This window comes from Alkalihalobacillus phoenicis, from assembly GCF_047302405.1.
Classification (GTDB): domain Bacteria; phylum Bacillota; class Bacilli; order Bacillales; family Bacillaceae_D; genus Alkalihalobacillus.
Genome location: NZ_CP154853.1, coordinates 538,665 through 561,713 on the forward strand (window position 1 = coordinate 538,665; position 23,049 = coordinate 561,713).

Annotated in this window: 20 protein-coding genes and 1 other annotated feature; of the genes, 18 read left to right on the forward strand and 2 right to left on the reverse strand. The window is 36.5% G+C overall.

Annotated elements, in window-relative coordinates; genetic code table 11:
• Positions 1 to 122 precede the first annotated feature (122 nt).
• The 6 genes from AA0017_RS02425 to AA0017_RS02450 all read left to right on the forward strand — a co-directional run bounded on the left by AA0017_RS02425 (position 123) and on the right by AA0017_RS02450 (position 8,650).
• A complete protein-coding gene (locus AA0017_RS02425; RefSeq protein WP_413379191.1) occupies positions 123 to 1,163 on the forward strand; it encodes a helix-turn-helix domain-containing protein in 1,041 nt (346 codons plus the stop codon).
• Positions 1,163 to 2,968: a sensor histidine kinase gene (locus AA0017_RS02430; RefSeq protein ID WP_413379193.1), complete on the forward strand. Its 1,806-nt coding sequence runs from the start codon at positions 1,163 to 1,165 to the stop codon at positions 2,966 to 2,968. The genes AA0017_RS02425 and AA0017_RS02430 overlap by 1 nt, the downstream gene beginning before the upstream one ends.
• A 97-nt stretch (positions 2,969 to 3,065) precedes the next feature.
• Positions 3,066 to 3,374, forward strand: a complete 309-nt coding sequence (locus AA0017_RS02435; RefSeq protein WP_413379195.1) for a cupin domain-containing protein — start codon at positions 3,066 to 3,068, stop codon at positions 3,372 to 3,374.
• 195 nt (positions 3,375 to 3,569) lie between these two features.
• Positions 3,570 to 4,331: an SDR family NAD(P)-dependent oxidoreductase gene (locus AA0017_RS02440; protein WP_413379197.1), complete on the forward strand. Its 762-nt coding sequence runs from the start codon at positions 3,570 to 3,572 to the stop codon at positions 4,329 to 4,331.
• A gap of 13 nt (positions 4,332 to 4,344) precedes the next feature.
• Positions 4,345 to 6,654 carry a DUF4962 domain-containing protein gene (locus AA0017_RS02445; protein WP_413379199.1) on the forward strand — a complete coding sequence of 770 codons (2,310 nt, stop codon included), beginning with the start codon at positions 4,345 to 4,347 and terminating at the stop codon, positions 6,652 to 6,654.
• 88 nt (positions 6,655 to 6,742) lie between these two features.
• Complete coding sequence (locus AA0017_RS02450; protein WP_413379201.1) at positions 6,743 to 8,650, forward strand: right-handed parallel beta-helix repeat-containing protein; 1,908 nt, start codon at positions 6,743 to 6,745, stop codon at positions 8,648 to 8,650.
• 204 nt (positions 8,651 to 8,854) lie between these two features.
• On the opposite strand, the gene AA0017_RS02455 is transcribed toward AA0017_RS02450, so the two are convergent.
• The gene (locus AA0017_RS02455; RefSeq protein ID WP_413379203.1) at positions 8,855 to 9,265 is read right to left on the reverse strand and encodes a sigma-w pathway protein ysdB; all 411 of its coding nucleotides are present in this window, start codon (positions 9,263 to 9,265) and stop codon (positions 8,855 to 8,857) included.
• 216 nt (positions 9,266 to 9,481) lie between these two features.
• Here AA0017_RS02455 and AA0017_RS02460 point away from each other — a divergent pair, with 216 nt between their 5' ends.
• The 4 genes from AA0017_RS02460 (at position 9,482) to AA0017_RS02475 (ending at position 12,169) form a co-directional block, all read left to right on the forward strand.
• Positions 9,482 to 10,567: a M42 family metallopeptidase gene (locus AA0017_RS02460; RefSeq protein ID WP_413379205.1), complete on the forward strand. Its 1,086-nt coding sequence runs from the start codon at positions 9,482 to 9,484 to the stop codon at positions 10,565 to 10,567.
• Positions 10,568 to 10,710: 143 nt separating this feature from the next.
• Positions 10,711 to 11,175: a hypothetical protein gene (locus AA0017_RS02465; RefSeq protein ID WP_413379207.1), complete on the forward strand. Its 465-nt coding sequence runs from the start codon at positions 10,711 to 10,713 to the stop codon at positions 11,173 to 11,175.
• A gap of 26 nt (positions 11,176 to 11,201) precedes the next feature.
• Positions 11,202 to 11,675, forward strand: coding sequence for a hypothetical protein (locus tag AA0017_RS02470; RefSeq protein ID WP_413379209.1), 474 nt, complete (start codon positions 11,202 to 11,204; stop codon positions 11,673 to 11,675).
• A gap of 170 nt (positions 11,676 to 11,845) precedes the next feature.
• Positions 11,846 to 12,169: a hypothetical protein gene (locus AA0017_RS02475; RefSeq protein ID WP_413379211.1), complete on the forward strand. Its 324-nt coding sequence runs from the start codon at positions 11,846 to 11,848 to the stop codon at positions 12,167 to 12,169.
• 93 nt (positions 12,170 to 12,262) lie between these two features.
• Here AA0017_RS02475 and sspI read toward each other — a convergent pair whose 3' ends face one another.
• Positions 12,263 to 12,469, reverse strand: a complete 207-nt coding sequence (gene sspI, locus AA0017_RS02480) for a small acid-soluble spore protein SspI (RefSeq protein WP_413379213.1) — start codon at positions 12,467 to 12,469, stop codon at positions 12,263 to 12,265.
• Between the two features lie 122 nt (positions 12,470 to 12,591).
• Here sspI and AA0017_RS02485 point away from each other — a divergent pair, with 122 nt between their 5' ends.
• The 8 genes from AA0017_RS02485 to AA0017_RS02520 all read left to right on the forward strand — a co-directional run bounded on the left by AA0017_RS02485 (position 12,592) and on the right by AA0017_RS02520 (position 22,980).
• Positions 12,592 to 13,356 (forward strand): TrmH family RNA methyltransferase, encoded by a 765-nt coding sequence (locus AA0017_RS02485; RefSeq protein ID WP_413379215.1) that lies wholly within the window; start codon positions 12,592 to 12,594, stop codon positions 13,354 to 13,356.
• Positions 13,357 to 13,435: 79 nt separating this feature from the next.
• Positions 13,436 to 13,674, forward strand: a binding site (T-box leader).
• Positions 13,675 to 14,129: 455 nt separating this feature from the next.
• A complete protein-coding gene (gene pheS, locus AA0017_RS02490; RefSeq protein ID WP_413379217.1) occupies positions 14,130 to 15,164 on the forward strand; it encodes a phenylalanine--tRNA ligase subunit alpha in 1,035 nt (344 codons plus the stop codon).
• A gap of 11 nt (positions 15,165 to 15,175) precedes the next feature.
• On the forward strand, positions 15,176 to 17,599 hold the full coding sequence (gene pheT, locus AA0017_RS02495; RefSeq protein WP_413379219.1) for a phenylalanine--tRNA ligase subunit beta: 2,424 nt from the start codon (positions 15,176 to 15,178) through the stop codon (positions 17,597 to 17,599).
• 299 nt (positions 17,600 to 17,898) lie between these two features.
• Positions 17,899 to 18,186, forward strand: a complete 288-nt coding sequence (zapA, locus tag AA0017_RS02500) for a cell division protein ZapA (protein ID WP_413379221.1) — start codon at positions 17,899 to 17,901, stop codon at positions 18,184 to 18,186.
• A complete protein-coding gene (locus AA0017_RS02505; RefSeq protein ID WP_413379223.1) occupies positions 18,179 to 18,718 on the forward strand; it encodes a CvpA family protein in 540 nt (179 codons plus the stop codon). Before zapA ends, AA0017_RS02505 begins: the two co-directional genes overlap by 8 nt.
• Positions 18,719 to 19,307: 589 nt before the next feature.
• Complete coding sequence (locus AA0017_RS02510) at positions 19,308 to 20,387, forward strand: endospore germination permease (RefSeq protein WP_413379226.1); 1,080 nt, start codon at positions 19,308 to 19,310, stop codon at positions 20,385 to 20,387.
• Positions 20,384 to 21,826 carry a spore germination protein gene (locus tag AA0017_RS02515; protein ID WP_413379228.1) on the forward strand — a complete coding sequence of 481 codons (1,443 nt, stop codon included), beginning with the start codon at positions 20,384 to 20,386 and terminating at the stop codon, positions 21,824 to 21,826. The genes AA0017_RS02510 and AA0017_RS02515 overlap by 4 nt, the downstream gene beginning before the upstream one ends.
• 2 nt (positions 21,827 to 21,828) lie before the next feature.
• A complete protein-coding gene (locus tag AA0017_RS02520; protein WP_413379230.1) occupies positions 21,829 to 22,980 on the forward strand; it encodes a Ger(x)C family spore germination protein in 1,152 nt (383 codons plus the stop codon).
• Positions 22,981 to 23,049 lie beyond the last annotated feature (69 nt).

Sequence of the window (23,049 nt, forward strand, 5' to 3'; positions counted from 1 at the left end):
TCTATTACGTATCATTTGTGTTTTTTTTGGATGAAATGAAAAAAACAGTACAATGGTTTCTGAATATTCGTTATAATTCGTTTTAAGTAAACGCTTTCAATATGTAGAGAAGGAGTGTTTTAATGAAAATCTTGATTATAGAGGATGAGCCATTAATACGTAAAGGTTTATTGAAGTTGTTAACACAAATCAAGCTTGAACATTTTATCCTTACAAAACTAATGGAATGTGCCAATGCTGAAGAAGCGGACTATCTTCTGAAGGAACAGAGATTTGACCTTATTTTTACGGATATAGAAATGAATGAGATGAATGGTCTGAATCTGATTAACAAGTGGAAAGGGAAAATGAATGATACACAATGGGTGATTGTATCAGGTTATGATCGGTTTGATTATGCACAACAGGCGATACAATTTGGTGTTCAAGAATATTTATTAAAACCAGTTACGAAAAAGAAATTATCAGAGACGATCCAAAGATGCCTGCAAAATTTGGAGGAGAAAAACGATGATTTTATTGGCCCGAGTCAAGTGGAACATTTTATAAACTCATTAGAAACCGTTATATGGGATATTGATAAAAAGACGCTGGAAGTTACTTATGGTGAATGGCTCCAGCAAGTCGAGGATAAGAGGATAAGGATAAAATATTATAATGATTTATTGACACATATTCTTGAGGTTTTATATCGACGAATTAGCAATAAAGGCAGTAGACTCTTTCAATCCTTTCATTGGCAAATTGATGTTGAAACAACAAAAGAGGCGAATCAAACTTTATATAAAAAGTGTCTTCAATTAATTCATATGATTGAACAGCAACGAAAAGGAAATGAACTTGATCCCATTGAAGCGGCGAAACAGTTTATTCATAAAAATTTAGACCAAGAAGTTAGTTTAGAAGAAGTGGCTAAAAAGCTTGGATTAAATCCATCTTATTTTAGTCATTTATTTAAAAAAGAAACAGGTGAAACATTTATCGCTTATCGCATTAGACAACGGATGGAATTAGCCAAAAAGTTATTATTAAAAAAAGATGTGAGAGTAACGGATATCCCTAGTTTAATTGGATTAAATGATCACCCACATTTTACGAAAACATTTAAAAAATATACGGGACAAACTCCATCTGATTACCGAATAAAAATGGGCATTAACTAATGAAAAAGTGGTTTTATCATTTATCACTCAGAATACGAATGGTTCTTTATTTTGCCTTTGTTATCATTTTAGCCATTTCGCTCGCTTCTATTTTTATTTATATACAGGCGGCTAATCAAATCAAACAACAAGCCGAAAATCATCTAGAGCAGATTGTAGAGAATATTAGTTTTCAAACAGAACGTTATATAAGAGATTTAGAGTTAGCGACTCTGACTATTTTGATGGATCGAAAGGTGAGATCTTTTTTAGATCTAAAAGAGGACCAACCATTTGAACGTTATATGCTATATCGAGATATTTTAAGTGAAATGAATAAAGTAGAAATGCAAAATAGTGATATTAACCTTTTATATATTATAGGAGAGAATCATCAGTATATTTTATCGGATGGAAGCTCTTTAATGGCGAACCAACGGCCGGTTGAAGAAGTGTATGAGCATTTACTAGAAACGACTGTCGATAGTGGAGGAGTTAGCTTACTTGCGAATCAAAGCCTTAATAAGAATGAATACGTTCTAAGTATAACGAGAAGAATTCGTGGTGCTACTTCTTTTATACCAAAAGGGGTCTTAGGGATTGAGGTAGATGCCTCGGCATTAGAACAATTATGGAATTTATCTAGACCTAATAATGACATTGACTTTGTGATCGTAGGAGGAGATGAACGGATTGTCTATCATCAGAATCCGCAATTATTGGGAAAAAAAATTGATGAAGAATTAGTTGAAAAAATGGAAGTAGAACAAAGTGGTTCCTTTCATGGTCAATGGGATTTAGAAGAGATGTTATTTTATCATAATAAATCTATGAATACAGGATGGACACTTTTAGCTATGACTCCAGTTAAGAGTGTTTTAGAGCCTGTATCAGGTATTCAAAGAAGTGCACTCTTAGCTTCTGTTATTGCGTTGGTATTGGCTCTTGGTATCTCACAAGGGTTTGCCAGAAGTATTGTGGTACCTTTAAAAACAGTTCAACAAGGAATGAAAAAAGTGGAGACAGGCGAGTGGAGAAAGATTAAGGAATTAAAAGGCTCTGATGAAATGAGTTCGATGGTTAATAGCTATAACATGATGGTGGAAAGGCTATCACAATTAGTAGAGGATTTGTATGCCTCCGAGTTAAGGAATCAAGAGATTAAATTAGAGAAGCAAAAAACAGAATTACAAGCTTTACAATCTCAAATAAACCCACATTTTTTGCATAATACTTTAGAAACGATGAATGCTTATGCCGTGTTAAATGAATCGGAAGAAATATCAGAAATGGCCGAAGCTCTATCTAATATGTTTCGGTACTCGATTAGGAACTTTGAGGTTGTGACAATAAAAGATGAACTTGACCATATAAAAAACTTTCTTATCGTTCAGCAGCACCGTTTTCAAGAGAAAATTGATATTGACTACGATATTGCCGAATCCCTTTTACGAGAAGATATAGTGAAACTTACTTTACAACCTTTAGTCGAAAACTCCATTCATCATGGCTTAAGAAAACGATTTTATCAAGGGAACATTCTCATTAGAGCTAGATGTACAGACGAGCTCTTGTATATAGATGTTATGGATAATGGTTCAGGTATTAGTGAGGAACGGTTGGATGAAATTAGACAAAAGTTGAGCTCAGAAAGTGTTCATGAACTAAATCAACATATGGGCATTGGTGTCAATAATGTCCATCGCAGAATTCAGCTTATTTTTGGTCAGGAGTACGGATTAAAAGTAACTAGTGAAGTGGAGCAGGGGACAACTGTAACGATGACGATTCCTAGAAAATCTTTTCCTCATAAACAGACGATCTAAAAAGAAACCAAGGCAATCTTGAATCAGCCAATTTTAAGACCTTGTTACACATGATAGCATTAGACAAAATCCACGTTTTGAAGGAAGGTGTAAAATGATGGTTGGAGAGTGGGAACAAGCTGAGCCAGGGGTAAAAAGGAAGATTTTTGAACCTGGTCAATCCATTATGATGATGGAAGTTCATTTTGAAAAAGGAGCTGTGGGCTCAGAGCATAGTCATCCTCATGAACAGTTTACCTACTGTTTAAAAGGAGTATTTGAATTTACTCTTGATGGTGTCAAGCACCGCTTGGAAGCTGGTGAAACATTGTTTATACCAAGCCATTGTCAACATGGTGCGGTTGCTTTAGAAAACGGTGCCCTTTTAGATACATTTACTCCGTTAAGGCAAGATCTATTAACATAAAATGGGTTGAACCTTAGAAGTTCTTTTTGAACATCTAAGGTTCATTTTTTAGGTTATCTAAAAAAAAACAAGGAAAATACAAAGAATCCCCTTGGTGAACATATAGCTTGCATTGATAAACTTTTGAGTGTAAAGCCATTGAATTTGATTAAAATGAAAGCGTTTAACTAAATGGAGTAAGGAAGGAGAGTTAAAATGATTGATTTGAAAGGAAAAAAAGCGATCGTAACAGGTGGAGGCACAGGAATAGGCAAAGGGATTGCCTTAGCCTTGGCAGATGCAGGGGCTGATGTTGTCGTTCATTATGGTAGCAATAGTGAAGGTGCCGAAGAAGTGGTCCGTTACTTGGAAGAAAAAGGGCAAAAAGGAATCGCGATACAAGCCGATTTATTAAAAAAAGAGAAAATTGTTTCTTTTATTCAGGATGCGGCTGATTTTTTTCATCAAAAAATAGATATTTTAGTCAATAATGCTGGTCATTTAGTGAAAAGAATGCCAGTGGAAGAAATGCCAGAAGAGCTGTGGCATCAAATACTTGATATAAATGTAACAAGTACCTTTTTAGTGTCACAACAAACGATTCCATTTATGAAAGAACACGGTGGAAAAATCATTAATATGACTTCAGTTGCCGCTCATAATGGTGGTGGTCCAGGAGCGGCTGCTTATGCGACTTCAAAAGCTGCTACCCTAACTTTTTCAAAAGCGTTGGCAAAGGAATTAGCACCCTATCAAATAAACGTTAATGCCGTTTCGCCTGGTTTTATTGGAAATACGCCTTTCCACGATACGTTTACGACAAATGAAGGCAGAGTAAATACAGTGAAAGGGATTCCCTTACAGCGGGAAGGTATACCTATGGATGTTGCGGGTGCGGTCTTATATTTGGCTTCAGATTTAGCAAATTATTTAACCGGAGAAACAATTGAAATTAACGGCGGAATGTATATGCGTTAGAAGGAGGAGAAAAATGAGACAAATGTTAATTGAACTTTATCAGCCTGAGAGCGGTGCATTAAATGTTCCTTATCAACCCGATTCAAATTCAGAAATTATTGAAAACCCTCCTCGATTTACGTGGATGCCGGCCAAATTGGAAAATGACCGCTATGTCTTAGAGGTTTCAATATCTTCAACTTTTGAAAAAGACTCAACTTTAATCTATAAACCGATCGAAAATAATTTATTCACTCCTGATCAATCGTTTGAGCCTGGTACCTATTTTTGGCGATATGCGTTAATCTCTCCAGAAGATAATAGTCAAATGAGTAGTTGGAGCCAGATACGTTCCTTTGAATTGAAAAAAGATTTACCAAAAATTCCGTTACCAAATAGAGAAAGTCGATATTTAAAGGTGAGTCAAAAAAGTCCAAGACTATGGTTAACCGGAGAAGAGTTACAACGTTTTCAAGAGGAGTTAAAAAAGGATTTAAATTATTGTCAATTTGACCTTTTTTATGAACGTTCTGTTTTACCTTATATGAATATGCCTTTTATAAATGAGCCATTGCCTTACCCAAATCAGCAGCGGGTGGCCAAATTATGGCGACAAATGTATATGGATTGTCAAGAAGTGCTATATGCGATCCGTCATTTAAGTGTGGCCGGGGTTTTATTAGAGGATGAGGCCATTATTCATAAGGCGAAAGATTGGCTTATTCATGTTAGCCATTGGGATCCTGCTGGAACAACATCAAGAGACTATAATGATGAAGCCGCTTTTCGGGTTGCTGGTGCCTTAGCATGGGGTTATGATTGGTTATCCCCTTATTTATCAGCTGATGAAAAGAAGTTTGTGCAAAAGCAGTTATTAACGAGAACGGAGCAAGTAGCTCATCATGTGATTGAACGTTCGAAGATTCATCACGTACCATATGACAGTCACGCAGTTCGCTCGCTTTCATCTGTGCTTGTTCCTTGTTGTATCGCTTTGTTTGATGATGAACCAATTGTAAGAGAGTGGTTAGATTATACATTGGAATACTACAGTGGTTTGTATACACCATGGGGAGGAGCTGATGGTGGTTGGGCAGAGGGACCTCATTATTGGATGACAGGGATGGCCTATGTCATTGAGGCGATGAATTTAATAAAAAAATTCAATGGGTTCGACTTATATACGCGACCATTTTTCACGAAAACGGGTGATTTTCCGTTATATGTTTATCCACCTAATACGAGCCGAGCAAGCTTTGGTGACCATGCTAATTTAGGCGATCAGCCTGGATTAAAAGTAGGGTTTAACATTCGTCAATTTGCTGGTGTAACGAATAACCCATATTATCAGTGGTATTATGAGCAAACGAAAAAAAATGACCTAGATGCAGATGATAAATTTTATAACAAAGGATGGTGGGATTTTTATTTTGATGACATGATGTACCTGCATGACTATCCTTCTATTGAGGCAAAAGAACCAACTGATTTACCTTCGATTAAATGGTTTAAAGATGTCGGTTGGGTAAGTATGAACCACCGGATGGATTCAGCCGATGAACATATTATGTACTTAACAAAAAGCAGTCCATATGGAGCGATCAGTCATAGTCATGGTGATCAAAATGCGTTTGTGTTGCATGCCTATGGTGAGCCATTAGCGATCCATAGCGGCTATTATGTGGCTTTTAATAGTACGATGCATATGAATTGGAGAAGGCAGACGATTTCTAAAAATGCGATTTTAATTGATGGCAAAGGTCAGTATGCAAAGAAAGATAAGTTTTTGGCAAAGGAAGCAAATGGAACGATTGAAGAAGTAAATGAATTTGAAAATTATGCTTATTTACGAGCTGATGCGACTAATGCTTATAAGTACGATGTCCCTTATTTAAAGAGTTATCAACGTGAAACCTATTTCATTAATCAATCTTATTTTGTTCTCATTGACACGGTCGATTTAGAACAAGAAGGAGAAGTGACTTGGTTACTTCATACATTAAATAAAATGCAACTCAACCATCAAACCTTTTTAGTAGAGGGAGAAAAGGCTGCCTTAGAAGGTCGATTTATTTACAGTTCGAGTGGAGAATTAACAATAAATCAGCATCAAGACTTCCCAGGGGTTGATCTCGATGAATTAGAAGGTGAACCGATTCACTGGCGTCTTCAAGCTCAGACAAAACGTTCAAAGAGGCATTGCATTGTGACATTGCTTCACCCAATGAAACGTCAACAGCCTAAATATGTGTCTTATTTTATGGACGATCAAGATCATGGCTTACAATTTTATTTTACAGAGGATGGTCAAACCGTCAGGATCGAAGTACCAAAAGTTTATTAAGAAAATCAAAATCAACAAGACCGACTGAACCTTAACTTAATGGCAGTCGGTTGTTTTATTAATGAAGAGTGATGGGGGAATGAGAACGATGAAAAAAAGGTTGAAGATTATTTTAGCATTAATCATTTTACTCAGCGTTACTTTTTCAGGTGAATCTAGTTATGCGGAAGAGAATTCGGTCATAAGATATCAAATTCATTCGGTTATCGCAAGTGTTCATGATGGCAATATACCAGAAAATACACTAGATGATGATTTAGGGACAAGGTGGTCAGCAGCGGGTATAGGAGAATGGATTCAGTTTGATTTAGGCGAGGTCAAAGAAGTCGGTTATCTAGGTGTAGCTTTTTATAATGGAGATATTCGAAAATCAACCATTGATGTCGAAGTGTCTTTAGATGGTCAGAATTGGGTAAAGGTCGTTGACCAATTTGAAAGCAGTGGCGAGCACTTTAATCTTGAAGCCGTTGATTTCTCTGACGTAGAAACTAGATATGTTAAAATCGTTGGTTATGGCAACTCGACGAATCATTGGAATAGTTTATCTGCTGTTCATATTTATGCTCCTATTGATGGTGAACCGATTGTAGAGGAATTGGAGATCGTTGATCCAGGACCTAAACCAGATGCGGAACCGTTTACTAAAGCTGGACTATTTTTTCCAGATAAAACCGCCTATCGACCACATGAACCAAATCCTACAACTGGAAAAAAGCTGAACGTTGTTGATTATGGTGCTGATGTATCTGATAATCAATCGGATGATACAGCCTCCATTCAAGCGGCTATTGATGCAGCAGAGCCCGGTGATGAAGTTTACTTTCCAAATGGCGTTTATAACTTAAATAAAACGATGGATCATGATCATACTTCACACATCTATTTAAAAAGTGGAGTTAATTTGCGCGGTGAAAGTGAAACGGGTGTTCAATTAGTCTCTTCTTTTGATGTACAACAAGTGCCTAATAGCAAGGTATTAACGGCCTTTGGAGTTAAAAATGTCGTTGTTTCAAATATGACAATTACTTCGACTTTTGATGGAAGCTATTCAGATAATCCAAGTGAAAATAACCCAGAGCGTGGTGGACCGGCTTATGGAGTGTTTATTGCTGATTCTGCTGGTGACCCTTCACAATTGATGACAATTCAAAACGTGACTGTGGAGAAATTTCAAAGAATGGGAGTACGAATTGAAAAAAGTAATCGAATTATTGTAAATAACGCAACCTTTAGAAATGCGACCGATGTTGGTGGAGGGGGTGCTGGTTATGGGGTGACGATCCAAGGAATACAAGGGATTGATCGTTTAGGTCATGCGAATGATACTTATTTTAATATTGTTAAGAATAGTACATTTGAAGGACCATATCTAAGACACGGTACATTAATCCAGAATTTTGCCCATAACAATTTAATAGAAAAAAATAACTACACGGATAATATTCATGATGCGATTGATTTACATGGACAAGGTGAATATTTAAATGAAATAAGAAAGAATAAAATTGATGGTGTACCGCGTGGAGGGATAGGTGTCGGAAATACTGGAGGAACAGCACCACATTCCCATTCTGCATCAGGTGAAGGTAATTATATTCATCAAAACCAACTGACCGATACTCGTGATGGAATTACCGTTATAATGGGTTCACCCGGAACGAGAATTGAGAAAAATAAAATTATTAATACAAAGGAACCTGCAAATTCAAAAGGTATTTATTTGTTGAATGCTCCGCGTACGATTGTGAAAGAAAATATAATCGTCAATAATCGTGCCGAACATTTTTGGGGTATTTATATTGCCGAAGATCTAGGGGATCGTAATAACGATAACAAAGGAGCGGGGATCCCAAAAGATATTTTAATAAAGAATAATAAAATCGTAAACAGTAGCAACGGGATTCTAATTGAAGCTGGTGAAAGAATTAAAGTGGAAGGGAATAAATTAAGAAATATCAAAGGAGAGGAGTTCGTTTCACTGATTGAGTTAGATTAAGCAGGTTCCCTGTTCACTTGCGATTGCTGCGGGCATTTTATGGCCGGAGTCATCTATGTTATCAAATCTTAAAATCATTTCTAATATCTAGATTTAGGTAACACAAAAAGGCTGTCCCATCAGGTCATATTGTATGACTAGATGGAGCAGCCTCTTTTCAAGGAAGGATAGTGAAGCATAGTCACTATCAAATGGTTTAGACTTTTATTTATCTGTTTTATTTTTTTGCTTCCTCTGTGACTGCAAAAATTCCTTTATGGGACTTTTCCAATTAATTTTCGCATTTGGGTATCTTAATTTAATATCTTCCTCAATAAAGGTGAAATCTTCATTAGATAAGCCTTTTAAACGTTCTGTTTGTTTCGCCCACAAATAAATCGCGACAATTTCGAATGATTTGTCCGTTGTTCCTAAATATTTTTCCCCTTCAAACATAACCCCCTTATACGTGACAAGAAAGTTTTTGCGGACATTCTTTTCTTCATCTAAGAAGAAAAACTGCTTTTTTTCATGGGCGGATTCAAGCTTACGTCGTGGATGAAATAAGTATTTGAATGCACTATATGCAAGTACAAGAATGGCGATTAACAATAACAAACGAAATAAAATTACCATTGCTGTGGCCCCTTTCCTACCTGGGTCATTGGATAGTTTATGCTTTATTCTATTTTATACGAATTAGATTCAATTTGGTTGCATTTTTTAAAAGAAAAATTTGATAAAATAAAAAAAGAGTTAAAAGGTCGAAAATAAGATTAAAATTTGAGTTGTAGTTATTATTTGATTATACTAAAAAATAGGACATCATAAATTTTATAGGAGGTTAATTATTTGACAAAATTAGATGAAACATTACAGATGCTAAAAGATTTAACAGATGCAAATGCGATTCCTGGTCATGAAAAAGAAGCTCGTGAGGTCATGACGAAATACATAACTCCTTATGCGGATGAAATTGAAACCGATCGTTTAGGTTCATTAATTGCGAAAAAAGTTGGTGATGAAAATGGACCTAAAATTATGGTTGCTGGCCATTTAGATGAAATTGGATTTATGGTAACAAACATCGATGAAAAAGGATTTTTAAGCTTTCAACCTGTTGGTGGCTGGTGGGAGCAAGTGATGCTCGCTCAACGTGTCACGATTATGACTAAAGATGGTGATATTCCAGGTGTAATCGGTTCAAAACCTCCACATATTTTACCGGCAGAAGCTCGTCGTAAACCTGTCGATAAAAAAGATATGTTTATTGATATTGGTGCTACTAGTAAAGAAGAAGCAATGGAGTTTGGCGTTCGTCCTGGTGATTCTGTTGTTCCTGTATGTGAATTTACGGTTATGAAAAATGAGAAATTCTTAATGGCAAAAGCATGGGACAACCGGATTGGATGTGCGATCGCGATTGATGTTTTGAAAAACCTTAAAGGTGAAAACCATCCAAATGTTGTCTATGGAGTTGGGACGATTCAAGAGGAAATTGGCTTAAGAGGGGCAAAAACATCGGCCAATCAAATTGAGCCAGACATTGCATTTGGTGTCGATGTGGGAATTGCTGGAGATACACCTGGAGTAACAGCAAAAGAAGCCTTAGCAAAAATGGGGGATGGACCACAAATCGTGCTTTATGATGCATCAATGATTTCTCATAAAGGCGTGCGTGATTTTGTAACCAATACGGCTGATGAATATAATATTCCGTATCAATACGATTTAATGCCTGGTGGAGGCACCGATTCAGGAGCGATCCACTTAACTGCAAATGGTGTACCTGCCTTATCGATCACGGTTCCAACTCGTTACATTCATACTCATGCGGCGATTTTACACCGTGATGATTATGAAAATACAGTCAAATTAATTACGGAAGTGATTAAAAAGCTCGATAAAGAAACGGTTGAAGCGATTACGTATAATTAATGAATAATCACAAAGCTATTCCATTGGTCTATTATAGACGAGGTGGAATAGCTTTTTTTGAGATGAAGAGTCAAAATTGTATGGTAAATTAATAGGATAGTATTAGACAGAGGATGAAAGAGTGTTGGCAAAGGGGGAATTCGGTGAAAAAAAGAATCATAATAGGTGTATGGATTGTACTTATGATAACAGCCAGTTTAATATACAATGAATGGTCAAAACATACGACATTAGATAATGTGTTCGAGGAGCAACTGTTAGAGTTGAAAGAAACCGATAAAATCGAAATTCAAAGAAGGGAGACGGTTTTATATCAGCCAGAGGTTATCATTGAAGATGAGAAGTTAATTGAAGAAATAGTTGATGTAATAAGTACGATCGATTTGCGAAAAACGACAAGTAGTTCCTCATATCATAAAGTTTTCTATGAAATGGCTTTGTCTATAGAAACGGAAGAGGCGAGGAATACCACGATAAGAATGGCCATATTTGATGAGTACATCACTTTATATGGTCTTTATCAAGCAGATGTTTATCAAGTTAAAAATGAAAATCATTTATACCATTTTTTGCGAAATGCTAATCTTGATTGGGCAATAGACGATTAATTCTGAAGTTATTAGGAGGCGAAATCTTGAAAAAAATAGCCATTGGCATAGCAACCGTATTAGTGATTGTTGCTATTGGTTTAGTCTATTCGTTTCAACAAAATAAAGTGATAACCGTTGAAGAGCTTTTAAACAAGGAACGTAAAAGTGAAAGCATTGAACAGCCTATCGTTCGAATTGAAATCCTTCGCCAAATTCCAGAAAAAGCGTTAGATGCAACAATCATAGAAGAAGAGGAGATGATTACCGAGTTATTAAAGTTAATGGAATCCGTCTCTTTACAAAAAACAAATCGGGGCATTTCATTAAAGGAGGAATATTATTCTTTATCCTTTTATGTTGATGATGGAGGTTTTTTTAAATTAAGAGCTAGCTTAAGCGTGCTAGGTGAATTTGTTAAGGATATGGACGATAGCATGAGGCATTATGAAGTGAAAGGGGAGAATGCTCTCTTCGAATATTTAGTGAATTTAGAAGTTGATTGGAGCAGAGCGTATTAGTAGCAGTCTTTTTTGGGGGATTCTGTTGCATGTATGAAAAAACATGTAAAAAAACTGAAACATTATTTAAAACTGTACGTAAAGTTAAAAGAGTATAATGAATTTAGATTTCTTCGTGCCGTGGAAAATAGATGGATGGGAAATCATTTCGTTTTGAGGAGGGGGAGCGTATGATTACAGCCGAATGGAGCATTGTAATCTTGTTCATTCTTCTTTTATTGTTTAGCTTTTATTACTACAGTAAAGTTATACGAAGATTGGATAATATCGAGGAGAAAAATTCTATTCTCTCAAGATCGTATAAATATTCTTATTTTACGATCGTTTTTAGTTTGCTTTTTATTATTGTTTATCAATTAACCTTTAATAATTATGAAATCTCATACGTGTTTGTTTTAACGGTGACAGCTTTTGTTGTGCTTTTAGTGAAACAGTGGACCGTGATTATTATGGGGAATAAAGTGAAAACAAAATGTAAGGAGCAAAGTGCTTAAATACATATAGAAAAGGATTGTGCAATAAAAAGGTGGATCAGCTTAACTGGTCCACCTTTTTTTGGAATGTACATTTACATATTTAACAGTTTTTTATTGTAAGCCTTGACTAATTTGTTGACATAGTGCATCTTTTTGTTGTTCATCAGCTTGTTGCCAATACACTTCAAATAGCACTCCAAGACCCGGCAGCATTTTTTCCTCCCCTTTTTGGATCGCATCAACTATTGTTGCTTCGACATCTTGTTCGGAACTTCCTTTAATGTTGGCCATAATGGCACCACGTAAATTAAAGCTCATCGTTATGATTCTCCTTTCCATTCTGTTGTGAAAGCTGCATCGTTAGTTTGTCCAAACGAGACTGGATTATGAGTAAAAAAATAGGTATGATGAATGGATAGAGGAAAAAGGAGCAATTTGGAATGAAACGAATAGAATCAGTTAAAAATGAACAAGTTAAAAATTGGAAAAAGCTATTAGCTAAAAAAGGTCGGGATAAGTCAGGACAATTTTTGTTAGAAGGTTTTCATTTAATTGAAGAAGCTTTAAAAGCTAAATTGAAATTTGAGGCCATTTTGGTGACCGATGAAGATAAAATCGAAAATCAATGGCAGATGGATCGAAGAAAAATCATCATTGTGACAGAGCAAGTGTTGAAAGAATTAAGTGAGATGGATACACCACAAGGAATTGTGGCAGTTGTTCACATGCCTGCATGGCCAGAGCAAATTGCGGCAACAGGTCAATGGTTATTGATTGATCGGGTTCAAGACCCTGGAAATATTGGAACGATGATTCGGACAGCTGAAGCGGCTGGTTTAACGGGTGTTGTGCTTGGTGAAGGCAGTGTTGATTTGTATAATGGAAAAGTTGTTCGGGCAACACAAGGGGCTCTTTTCCATATTCCTATTATTAAAGGGAATATTCTTGAACTCATCCCAAAGTTTAAAGCAGCAGGTATTCCTGTTTTTGGTACAGCATTAGAAAAAGCAAGCTCTTATACGGCGGTTGAACCTCAATCTCAATTTGCTTTAATTGTGGGCAATGAAGGGCAAGGGGTCGAAAAGAGCATTTTAGCGGAGTGTGATCAAAATATTTATATCCCTATTTTTGGACAAGCTGAATCTTTAAATGTGGCGGTGGCCTCGGGAATTTTAATGTATTATTTAAAAGCTGTTCGTTCATAATGCTAAAACGAGGGAATATTTATATTTCCTTGTTGCAACAGGATGGAAGTTTCAATATAATAGAAACAACTGAAAATGGCAAAATGCAACGAAAGAGAGTAGTAAGATAACCACTGCCTAATAGGGAGGGAATGTCACAGACTGAAAGCATTCCTTAGGTGAGAGTATTTGAATTCGCTCTGGAGCAGACGCTGGAACGTAGGAAAGTAAATTTCTTATTAAAGTGTTACGGATGAAGATTCGTTATGATAATGAAGTGTATAGGCTTCTTTTTGATGCTTATAAATAAGGGTGGTACCGCGAGCCATCGTCCCTTTCTAATGAGGGATGATGGCTTTTTTCTATGAAGAAAAAGGCTTACTAAGTTTCAGTAAAATGAGCGGAGTTTGTAAGAAGCTCGAGAAAAACCAAACGAAATGTTTACTACTAAGTTGAGCCGAATGGCTTTTGGATAACCAAAACGGAGCCAGTGCAATACCTGGAGACTCCTGCGGGAGAAGTGAAACACGGGAGACCCCGCAGCGGTTAGCGAGGAGGCTCCCGGTTCACCCGCGGAACGCGTAGGGTATGGAGCTGGTGGAGTAAACCAACTGCACTTTTCTCGCTACTGAGCAAACAGGCTTCGCTTTATATCAATCCAGCTACGCCTGTTAGAAGCTCGAGAAAAATCGGTTCGTCTTATGAAGTCAAAAAGCGACTTCAGAAGCCGCCCCTAATTTTTTCTCGCTTCTGACCAAACAGGCTTCGCTTTATATCAAAGGAGGAAATTGGAAATGCGTGAACGTTTAGAGGAATTACGTGTCGAGGCTCTTGCTAAAGTAGAAGCGGCGTCAGACAAAAAAGCGTTACAAGAAGTACGTGTCGCTTATTTAGGGAAAAAAGGTCCGATTACAGAAGTTTTAAGAGGAATGGGAAAATTATCTGCTGAGGAACGTCCGGTTATTGGCCAAGTAGCCAATGAAGTACGTGATACGATCAAGCAGGAAATTGATAAAAAAGAACAACTTTTTGACGAGGCTGAAATGGAAGCAAAACTTGCGGCAGAAAGTATAGATGTTACTTTACCAGGTCGCCCTGTTCAAAAGGGAACAAAACATCCATTAACAACCGTTGTTGAAGAGGTTGAGGATGCCTTTATCGGCTTAGGTTTCACTGTTGCAGAGGGACCGGAAGTCGAAGTTGATTATTATAACTTTGAAGCTTTAAATTTACCAAAAGATCATCCAGCACGTGATATGCAGGATTCGTTCTACTTTACGGAAGAGCTTTTATTAAGAACTCATACATCACCAGTTCAAGCAAGAACGATGGAAAAGCATAAAGGAAAAGGACCTGTTAAAGTCATTTGTCCAGGAAAAGTATTCCGTCGTGATGATGATGATGCGACCCATTCACACCAATTTATGCAAATTGAAGGATTGTTTGTTGATGAAAGGGTCCGAATGAGTGATTTAAAAGGAGTATTGGACTCATTTGTAAAATCATTTTTTGGAACAGATCGTGAAATTCGCTTACGTCCAAGTTACTTCCCTTTCACTGAGCCTTCGGTTGAAGTCGATGTTTCTTGCGGAATGTGTCATGGAAAAGGCTGTCGTGTTTGTAAACAGACAGGATGGATTGAAGTGCTTGGTGCCGGTATGGTTCATCCTCGAGTACTTGAAATGAGTGGATTTGATCCGAAAAAATATAGTGGCTTTGCCTTTGGAATGGGAGTCGAGCGTTTAGCGATGTTGAAATATGACATTGATGATATCCGTCACTTCTATACAAATGACATGAGATTTTTAGCCCAATTTACCGGAGCATAAGGAGGAGAACAATGTTAGTTTCATATAAATGGTTGCAGGAATATGTTGATCTATCAGAAGTAACTGCGGCAGAAATCGCAGAAAAAATGACTCGTGGTGGAATCGAAATTGATTTTATTCATGAATTGAATAAAGGAGTAAGTGGGATTGTTGTTGGCTATGTAAAAGAATGTCAGCAACATCCAAACGCTGATAAATTAAATGTTTGTAAAGTAGATATCGGTGGGGATGAAGTCGTTCAAATCGTCTGTGGAGCCCCAAATGTGGCCGCTGGTCAATATGTCATTGTTGCAAAAGTGGGAGCTGTTTTACCAGGTAACTTCAAAATTAAAAAAGCAAAGCTTCGTGGCGAAGTTTCCATGGGAATGATTTGTTCTCTGCAAGAGCTAGGTATTGATGGAAAACTCGTTCAAAAAGAATTTGAGGAAGGGATTTATGTTTTTCAAGATGAGGTACCGGTTGGAACGGATGCCATTTCTCACTTGAACTTAGATGACCATGTGTTAGAGCTAGACTTAACACCAAATCGCTCAGATTGTTTAAATATGCTTGGGGTGGCTTATGAAGTCTCGTCCTTATACAATCTTCCTGTACAATTGCCACAAGTTGACTTATCTATTAATACAACCTCTTCAAAATCAAATGATGTTGAAGTGACTATTGAGGATACGGACGCTAATCCATATTATGGGGCGATTGTGATTAAAGACGTCAAAGTTGGAAAGTCGCCACTTTGGTTACAAAACCGTTTAATGGCAGCGGGTATTCGCCCAATTAGCAATGTGGTGGACGTAACGAACTATGTTTTACTTGAATATGGCCAACCGCTTCATGCTTTTGATTATGATCGTTTTGGTTCAAAAGAAGTAGTCGTTCGTAAAGCAAAAGAAGAAGAGAAAATGCTTTCTCTAGACGGGGTTGAGCGTACGTTAGCAAGGGACCATTTAGTGATTACAAATGGGATCGAACCAATGGCTATTGCCGGTGTCATGGGTGGTAAAAAATCTGAAGTACAAGATGATACGACAACGATTTTATTAGAGGCCGCTTATTTTAATCCTACTAGCGTGCGAAAAACATCAAAAGATTTAGGCTTACGAAGTGATTCAAGTGCACGTTTTGAAAAAGGGGTAGATAAAAAACGAGTTCGTGAAGCAGCAAAAAGAGCGGCTACTTTAATCGTTGAGCTTGCAGGGGGGCAAATTTCCGAGCAAATCGTTGAGGTCGATCATCTAACGATTGAAGAACCAAAAATTGAATTGGAGCTATCAAAATTAAATAATCGACTTGGCTTATCGGTGAACCAAGCAGAAGTCGTCAATATTTTGAAGCAATTACGTTTTGATGTTGAAGTGAATGGAGATACGTTCAACGTAACTGGACCGACACGTCGTAGTGACATTCAAATTGAAGAAGATTTATATGAGGAAGTGGCCCGCATTTACGGATATGATAATATCCCGACAACATTGCCTGATTCGGCGACAACTCAAGGTCATTTATCTGAATATCAATCAAAGCGCCGTCGTGTTCGCCGTTATTTAGAAGGAGCTGGTTTAAATGAGGTGATCACTTACTCATTAACAAGCCCGACGAAGGCAAAAGGTTTTGCTGAGGAAGAGAATGCTCATCTTGTTGGTTTAGCGATGCCGATGAGTGATGAACGTAGTACAATGAGAACAAGTTTAATTCCGCATTTATTTGATGTCGCTCGTTACAATTTAAACCGTAAAAATCACGATATCGCTATTTTTGAAATAGGTTCGATTTTTAAAACAGATGAAGCAACGATTACGAAACAACCGATTGAAAATGAAATGTTGGCACTCTCCGTAAACGGCTTATGGCATGAGCATAGTTGGCAAGGCGAAAAGAAAGCGGTCGATTTTTATGTTTTAAAAGGAATTGTCGAAGGTTTAGTTGCAGAGTTAGGACTAAGCTCAAAGCTCCAATTTAAATTAGGCCAAAAACCAGACTTACATCCAGGTCGAACAGCTATTGTTGAATTAGCAGGAAAAGAGATTGGTTACATCGGTCAGGTTCATCCAAAAACAGCAAAAGAGCAAGATTTAAAAGAGATTTACGTTGGCCAACTCGATTTAGTCTCATTACTAAACGTTGAGCCAGAAACAGTTACTTATCAAACGCTCCCTAGATTCCCAGCGATCGTCCGTGACATCGCCCTTGTAGTGGATGAAAAAGTATTAGCATCCGAGTTAGAAAACACTATTGTTTCAGCTGGTGGAGAGTTGCTGAAAGGCCTTCGTCTTTTTGACTTATACCAAGGTGAACATCTAGAGGACGGGAAAAAATCACTTGCTTTTTCGTTAACTTATTTAGATCCGGAACGTACATTAACCGATGAAGAAGTAACAGAAAAACATGAAACAGTATTAAATGCCCTAGCTGAAACAGGGGCAACATTGCGTTCATAAATAAAATAGGTTAGACAATATACTCCAAACGGCCATCTTATGAGGTAACATTATACCCTTAGGATGGTTTGTTTTGTCTAAAAGTTAAAGGAGATAAAAGGTCAAACGGAGGGAACTGTTTTTTATGATTCGAGATAGTGGGATCGAAATGCCCAGAGACTGCATTACAAAAAAAGTAATTTTTTGTAATGGTAAACTCGATATTTTCATTATTCATGCTTCGTGATATGATATAAGTTAGGTTTGAACTATTTTAAAATGAATGAATCGTTAGTTGTTTTTAGACAGGAGGCATTTAGGTGGCAGATGATAAACAAAAGCAACGGACAACCGTGTCAATTTATGGGCAAGCTTATACCGTTGTCGGAAAAGAGCCACCATCGCATATTAAGGAAGTGGCTCAAAGCGTAGACCAAAAAATGCGAGAAATAAAAAAAAGAAATCCTTATTTAGATACGACGAGACTTGCTGTACTAACGGCAGTGAATGTAGTCGATGAATATATGAAAATTGTTGAAGAGCGTGATGCTCTCTTAAAAAAAATAGCAGACGCAAAAGGTGTTACAGGAGAGGACAAAAATGCTTAGTTTTATTATCCTTATAATTCTTTTAGGTAGTTTCTTTATCGGCCAAAGAAGAGGCTTCATCCTACAATTAATTCATTTAGTTGGATTTTTTGTATCTATATTTGTTGCGTATAAATATTATGATGTACTCGCTTCGTATATTAGGTTATGGATCCCATATCCACAATTCTCAAGTGATAACACGTTTGGATTAATTGTCTCGGCATTTGATGCAGAAAGTGTATATTACGGAGGGATTGCCTTTGCGATTTTATTCTTTGGAACAAAGATTGCCTTACATATTGTAGGTTCGATGCTTGATTTTGTAGCCCACTTACCGATTTTAAGAATGCTGAATCGTTGGTTAGGGAGCCTATTATGTATGGTGGAAGCTTATTTAATCATGTTCGTTTTGTTAAATGTGGCGGCATTAATTCAAGTAGAAGTTGTTCAAGAACTTTTACACTCATCGGTCGTTGCCCAATCTATGATTCATAACACCCCATTTTTATCGGAGTGGATCCGTGAGTTATGGGTGAGCACTGAACTTTAAATATGAATGTTTTCTATCGTTTTGGAACAGTATATCGGTAAATGGAGATGCAGAATGCCTGAATGACAAAGGCATTCTGTTTTTGTGTATAGAGATTTATAAGCTCTTGATAAGAGAATAGGTGAGATTAAAATAAATAAACAGTGGGAAGAAGAGCGCGCATGCACCGTGAAAGAAAGAGACCGGCGCAAAAAGAATCCGATAGCAGAGAAATAAGCCGAATAAGCTCTAGCACGGCTTATCCATGATATCGAGCTCACATCAGCTCTTTTCAAACTAGAGACTATTGAGCAAGGTCTCTTTTGTCCACCTAGTTTTTGTTGGGGAATTTAACCTTTTTTATAACTAAAGCAATCAAACTAGATTTATAAACATATTGGTTTTTATCATTTATAACATAAAAAAATCCACAAATTATGAAGTATTCTCTCTCTACTCCGATTGAGCAATAAGCAACTATCCCCGGTAAGCATACTCAAAACCACCTCTGTATAAACTCTTCCTTATTGATTATCTGATTTAAATGACTACATAAAATTAATAACCAAAACAAACACTAGATTTATCTTATATAACAGGTGGTTCACACATGACTTTTTCAAGGACTCAATTTATTTTTTTGTTTCTTTTATTTATTGGCATTTCTAATCATGTATTGATTATCCCACAATTGTTAGGTGAAGCTAGGCGTGATGCGTGGTTTTGTGTCCTCGTTGGCTATGGGATTCTCTTGATTTGGATAGGTATTTACTCAATTATTTTAAAGAAAAATAAACAAAGACTCCCTTTGCGCACATGGCTACAAACTCGGACAGGAAAAGGGTTTGCTAACTTTATTATGTTTTGTTTTATGGTCTATATTATGGTGATTAGCTTTATCTCATTTTTTGATTTAATTGCTTATATTAATATTTACTTTTTACCAAATACAGCGTTAGCGTTTATTATTCTCCCTTTCCTCTTGTTATGTTTTTGGTCAGCTATGAATTTGAGGACGATTATTTATATATCGGCGCTCATTTTACCACTCGTTGCAATGTTAGGATATTTTGTAGCCTTCTTCACGATAGATGACAAAGATTATTCTTATCTTTTTCCTTTATTTGTTGATGAGCAATCCTCGTTTGTTGGTGGTGTCATCGTTGTGCTAGGTGGAAGCGTTGATTTATTGATTCTTTTTTTATTACAACAATATTTTGATAAACCTATTTCCTATCTGTACTTATTTTTACTACTTACTTTATTAGTTGGGTTAATATTAGGCCCGACAATGGGTTCTCTTTCTGCATTTGGTCCTAATATTGCAGCTGATTTTCGTTTCCCAGCTTTTGAACAGTGGCGATTGGTGATGATTGGAGAACAAATTTCTCATGTCGATTCAATGGCTGTTTTTCAACTATTATGTGGGGTGATTGTGAGAATATCCTTATGCTTATTTTTGCTTTCTGATTTATGGAAAATTCAATCTGCTAAAGTGAAAAAAGGTTTCTTAATTACCATGACTCTTTTTCTAGGGATCGCCATGTATGCACCAATTAGTGATGTTGAAATGCAAACGATATTAAAGAATCTCTTTTACCCGTATGCCTTTATATTTGGTGTGTGCATGACCTTCTTATTATTATCAATCAGCTATTTACCAGAAAGGAAAAGGTCACAGAAATTATGAATGGAAACTCTCAGGATATACAGCTAAAACAATTTGAACAATCTTTACAAAGTGGGAAGCTGCACGAAAAAGAGATTAAAGACTTTTTTCATTTAAATGCTGACATTTCTTTTTTTCCTGTTCAAGATCCACACTTTACTGCCTTTTATAGTGAAGGAATGATCGATGTTACCCAACTAAATGATTATATGAATCGAGTGATGTCGCATTTAATCGACTCTGATGAACGGAGCGGAGATTTACCACCTATTGCGGTCATAAAAGATACAGAAAAAATGATTGAAAAGGTTTTCTCAGGTTATTTAATACTTCATAAAGGCCCTGATTCTCATTTTTATAGTGTAAATATCGCTAAAGTACCACAAAGGAATACGGAAGAATCTAAAACAGAAATAGCGTTAAAGGGCTCAAGGGATGGTTTTATTGAGGATATTAACATAAATATTGCCTTGCTTCGAAAAAGATTAAAGTCAGAGAAACTAAATAATGAAACGTTTGAGCTAGGTTCATTAAGTCAAACAAAGGTTTCTTTACTTTACCTTAGGCATAAAGCCGACAAGGGGACGATAGATGAAGTTCGAAAACGTTTAAATCAATTAGATATTGAGAGTATCTTGAGTACAGGCCAATTAGAACAATGGATTTCTGATCGAACGTATTCTCTTTTTCCCCTTTTTGATTATATTACACGTCCTGATTTTGCGGTGGAGAGTTTATTACGTGGGCGTTTTTTAATCATAGTCGATGGATCTCCATCTATTTTAATTGGTCCTATTAATTTATTAGCCTTATTAAAATCACCTGAGGATGTGCATTATCCTTTTTATTTCGTCACGTTACAAAGAATGATGAGAATTCTTGGGTTACATATCGCCATCTTTATCCCAGCTCTTTATATTGCGATCGCAAATGTGAATATTGATCAATTACCATTTCCTTTGTTAGCGACAATCGTTGTCTCGAGACATGGAATTCCTTTTTCATTACCACTTGAAGCTTTTTTAATCTTAATTTTATTTGAACTGATTAGGGAGGCTGGGATTCGAATGCCTACCGCCGTAGGTCAAACGATATCAATTGTCGGTGGATTAATTATTGGAGATGCTGCGATTCGTGCTGGACTTACATCGCCTACCTTACTTGTTGTTATGGCTGTTGCTGCCGTTGCTACTTATACACTAGTGAATCAGTCATTAACAGGTTCTGTTACTATTTTGAGAATCTATTGTATGCTGCTTGCTACTTTTTTAGGGGTATATGGATTCGTTATTAGTTGTTTGAGTATTATCATTTATTTAGCTCAATTAGAATCATTTAAAGTTGCTTATCTGGAACCCATCGCCTCTTTACGATTTAAAGAATACCTCGCTGCACTCGTAACAGATCCTTTAAAACGTAAGTACTTCGATTCAACAATTCCTAAGAAGAGTAGGCGATAAAGATGAAAAAAAGTTTAAAAATTAGCCTTTATTTTACCTTTATTGTGTTATTCCTATCTGGATGTCAAACGGATATGAAAGAAATTGCTCGAATGAATTATCCGACTGCAATAGGGGTAGATTTTATTGATGGTGATTATTACCTTTATTTGCAGTTAATAGGGTTTAATTCGATTGCGAAAACGGAAGGTGATGGAGGAGGGCCAACGAAAACGTATGTTTTTGAATCAAGGGCGTCTAATTTTATTGATGCTTTTTTTGAAGTGTATGAGACATCACAACAGAAATTCTTATGGGCTCATATAACAGGGATTGTTATTAGTGAATCCGTATTAGAAGAAGGGGTTTCACATATTTATGATGGGATAAGCAGGTATCCTGAGTTTCGGTTAACTCCTTGGATTTTTGCAACGAAGGAGCCAATAAAAGAAGTTTTATCGACGGTCGGCTTTTTTGGTAAAACAACATTAGAAACGCTTTTACATGAGCCAGAACAAATATATGAACAAAGCTCAATGATAAAGCCATATAAATTGCATCAATTTTTTAGAGAAGTGTTTGAACCAGGTTTTACAACTTATATTCCTTCTCTTGCAGTAAATAAAGATTCATGGGTGGAAAATAAAAAAGAAGAACCAAAGTTGGAATTAAACGGTGCCTATTTTATCCATAAAGAGCAGTATAAAGGTTTTTTTACACTAGATGAATTAAAGGGTCTGCAGTGGGTTGACTCTGAAACAGAGCGAGCCCCGATTTTTATTCCTGATAAAGAGAATTTAAATTTGCTCCTTGTAGCTAATAAAATTGAACCAGAAATAATAGTGAATATAGAAAATAACCAGCCTCAATTTGATATTGAGCTAAATATAGAAGGATACGCCGATCAGCGAATGGATGAACAAAGTCTTCTTAGTATAATGAAAGACGATGCCGCACAGAGTATTGAAAAGGAACTGATGACATTATATCAATTAGGTCTTGAGAATGATGTCGATTTTTTGAATTTAGAACATATTTTATATCGGAAGCGAAAAAAAGAGTGGAAACGTTTATCAAGTGAAAAGTGGCTTAATGAAAATACTATCCAGAGTGTAAATGTGAATGTTTTTATTAACCATTCAGGTGTTTTTAAAAATAAACAAATAGGTGAGTAAGAGGTAACTCGTTTTTTATAATCTAGCAGAGGAAGGCAAAGACTTAGGGAAAATCGTCTGCCTTTCTCT

Excerpts from the sequence above, each read along its gene's own strand:
- AA0017_RS02515 (WP_413379228.1), top strand. The coding sequence starts at position 20,384 with ATGAATGGAAACTCTCAGGATATACAGCTAAAACAATTTGAACAATCT.
- AA0017_RS02450 (WP_413379201.1), top strand. The coding sequence starts at position 6,743 with ATGAAAAAAAGGTTGAAGATTATTTTAGCATTAATCATTTTACTCAGC.
- AA0017_RS02435 (WP_413379195.1), top strand. The coding sequence starts at position 3,066 with ATGGTTGGAGAGTGGGAACAAGCTGAGCCAGGGGTAAAAAGGAAGATT.
- AA0017_RS02510 (WP_413379226.1), top strand. The coding sequence starts at position 19,308 with ATGACTTTTTCAAGGACTCAATTTATTTTTTTGTTTCTTTTATTTATT.
- AA0017_RS02475 (WP_413379211.1), top strand. The coding sequence starts at position 11,846 with ATGATTACAGCCGAATGGAGCATTGTAATCTTGTTCATTCTTCTTTTA.
- AA0017_RS02440 (WP_413379197.1), top strand. The coding sequence starts at position 3,570 with ATGATTGATTTGAAAGGAAAAAAAGCGATCGTAACAGGTGGAGGCACA.
- pheT (WP_413379219.1), top strand. The coding sequence starts at position 15,176 with ATGTTAGTTTCATATAAATGGTTGCAGGAATATGTTGATCTATCAGAA.
- AA0017_RS02425 (WP_413379191.1), top strand. The coding sequence starts at position 123 with ATGAAAATCTTGATTATAGAGGATGAGCCATTAATACGTAAAGGTTTA.
- pheS (WP_413379217.1), top strand. The coding sequence starts at position 14,130 with ATGCGTGAACGTTTAGAGGAATTACGTGTCGAGGCTCTTGCTAAAGTA.
- AA0017_RS02430 (WP_413379193.1), top strand. The coding sequence starts at position 1,163 with ATGAAAAAGTGGTTTTATCATTTATCACTCAGAATACGAATGGTTCTT.
- sspI (WP_413379213.1), bottom strand. The coding sequence starts at position 12,469 with ATGAGCTTTAATTTACGTGGTGCCATTATGGCCAACATTAAAGGAAGT.
- AA0017_RS02445 (WP_413379199.1), top strand. The coding sequence starts at position 4,345 with ATGAGACAAATGTTAATTGAACTTTATCAGCCTGAGAGCGGTGCATTA.
- AA0017_RS02455 (WP_413379203.1), bottom strand. The coding sequence starts at position 9,265 with ATGGTAATTTTATTTCGTTTGTTATTGTTAATCGCCATTCTTGTACTT.
- AA0017_RS02520 (WP_413379230.1), top strand. The coding sequence starts at position 21,829 with ATGAAAAAAAGTTTAAAAATTAGCCTTTATTTTACCTTTATTGTGTTA.
- AA0017_RS02505 (WP_413379223.1), top strand. The coding sequence starts at position 18,179 with ATGCTTAGTTTTATTATCCTTATAATTCTTTTAGGTAGTTTCTTTATC.
- AA0017_RS02485 (WP_413379215.1), top strand. The coding sequence starts at position 12,592 with ATGAAACGAATAGAATCAGTTAAAAATGAACAAGTTAAAAATTGGAAA.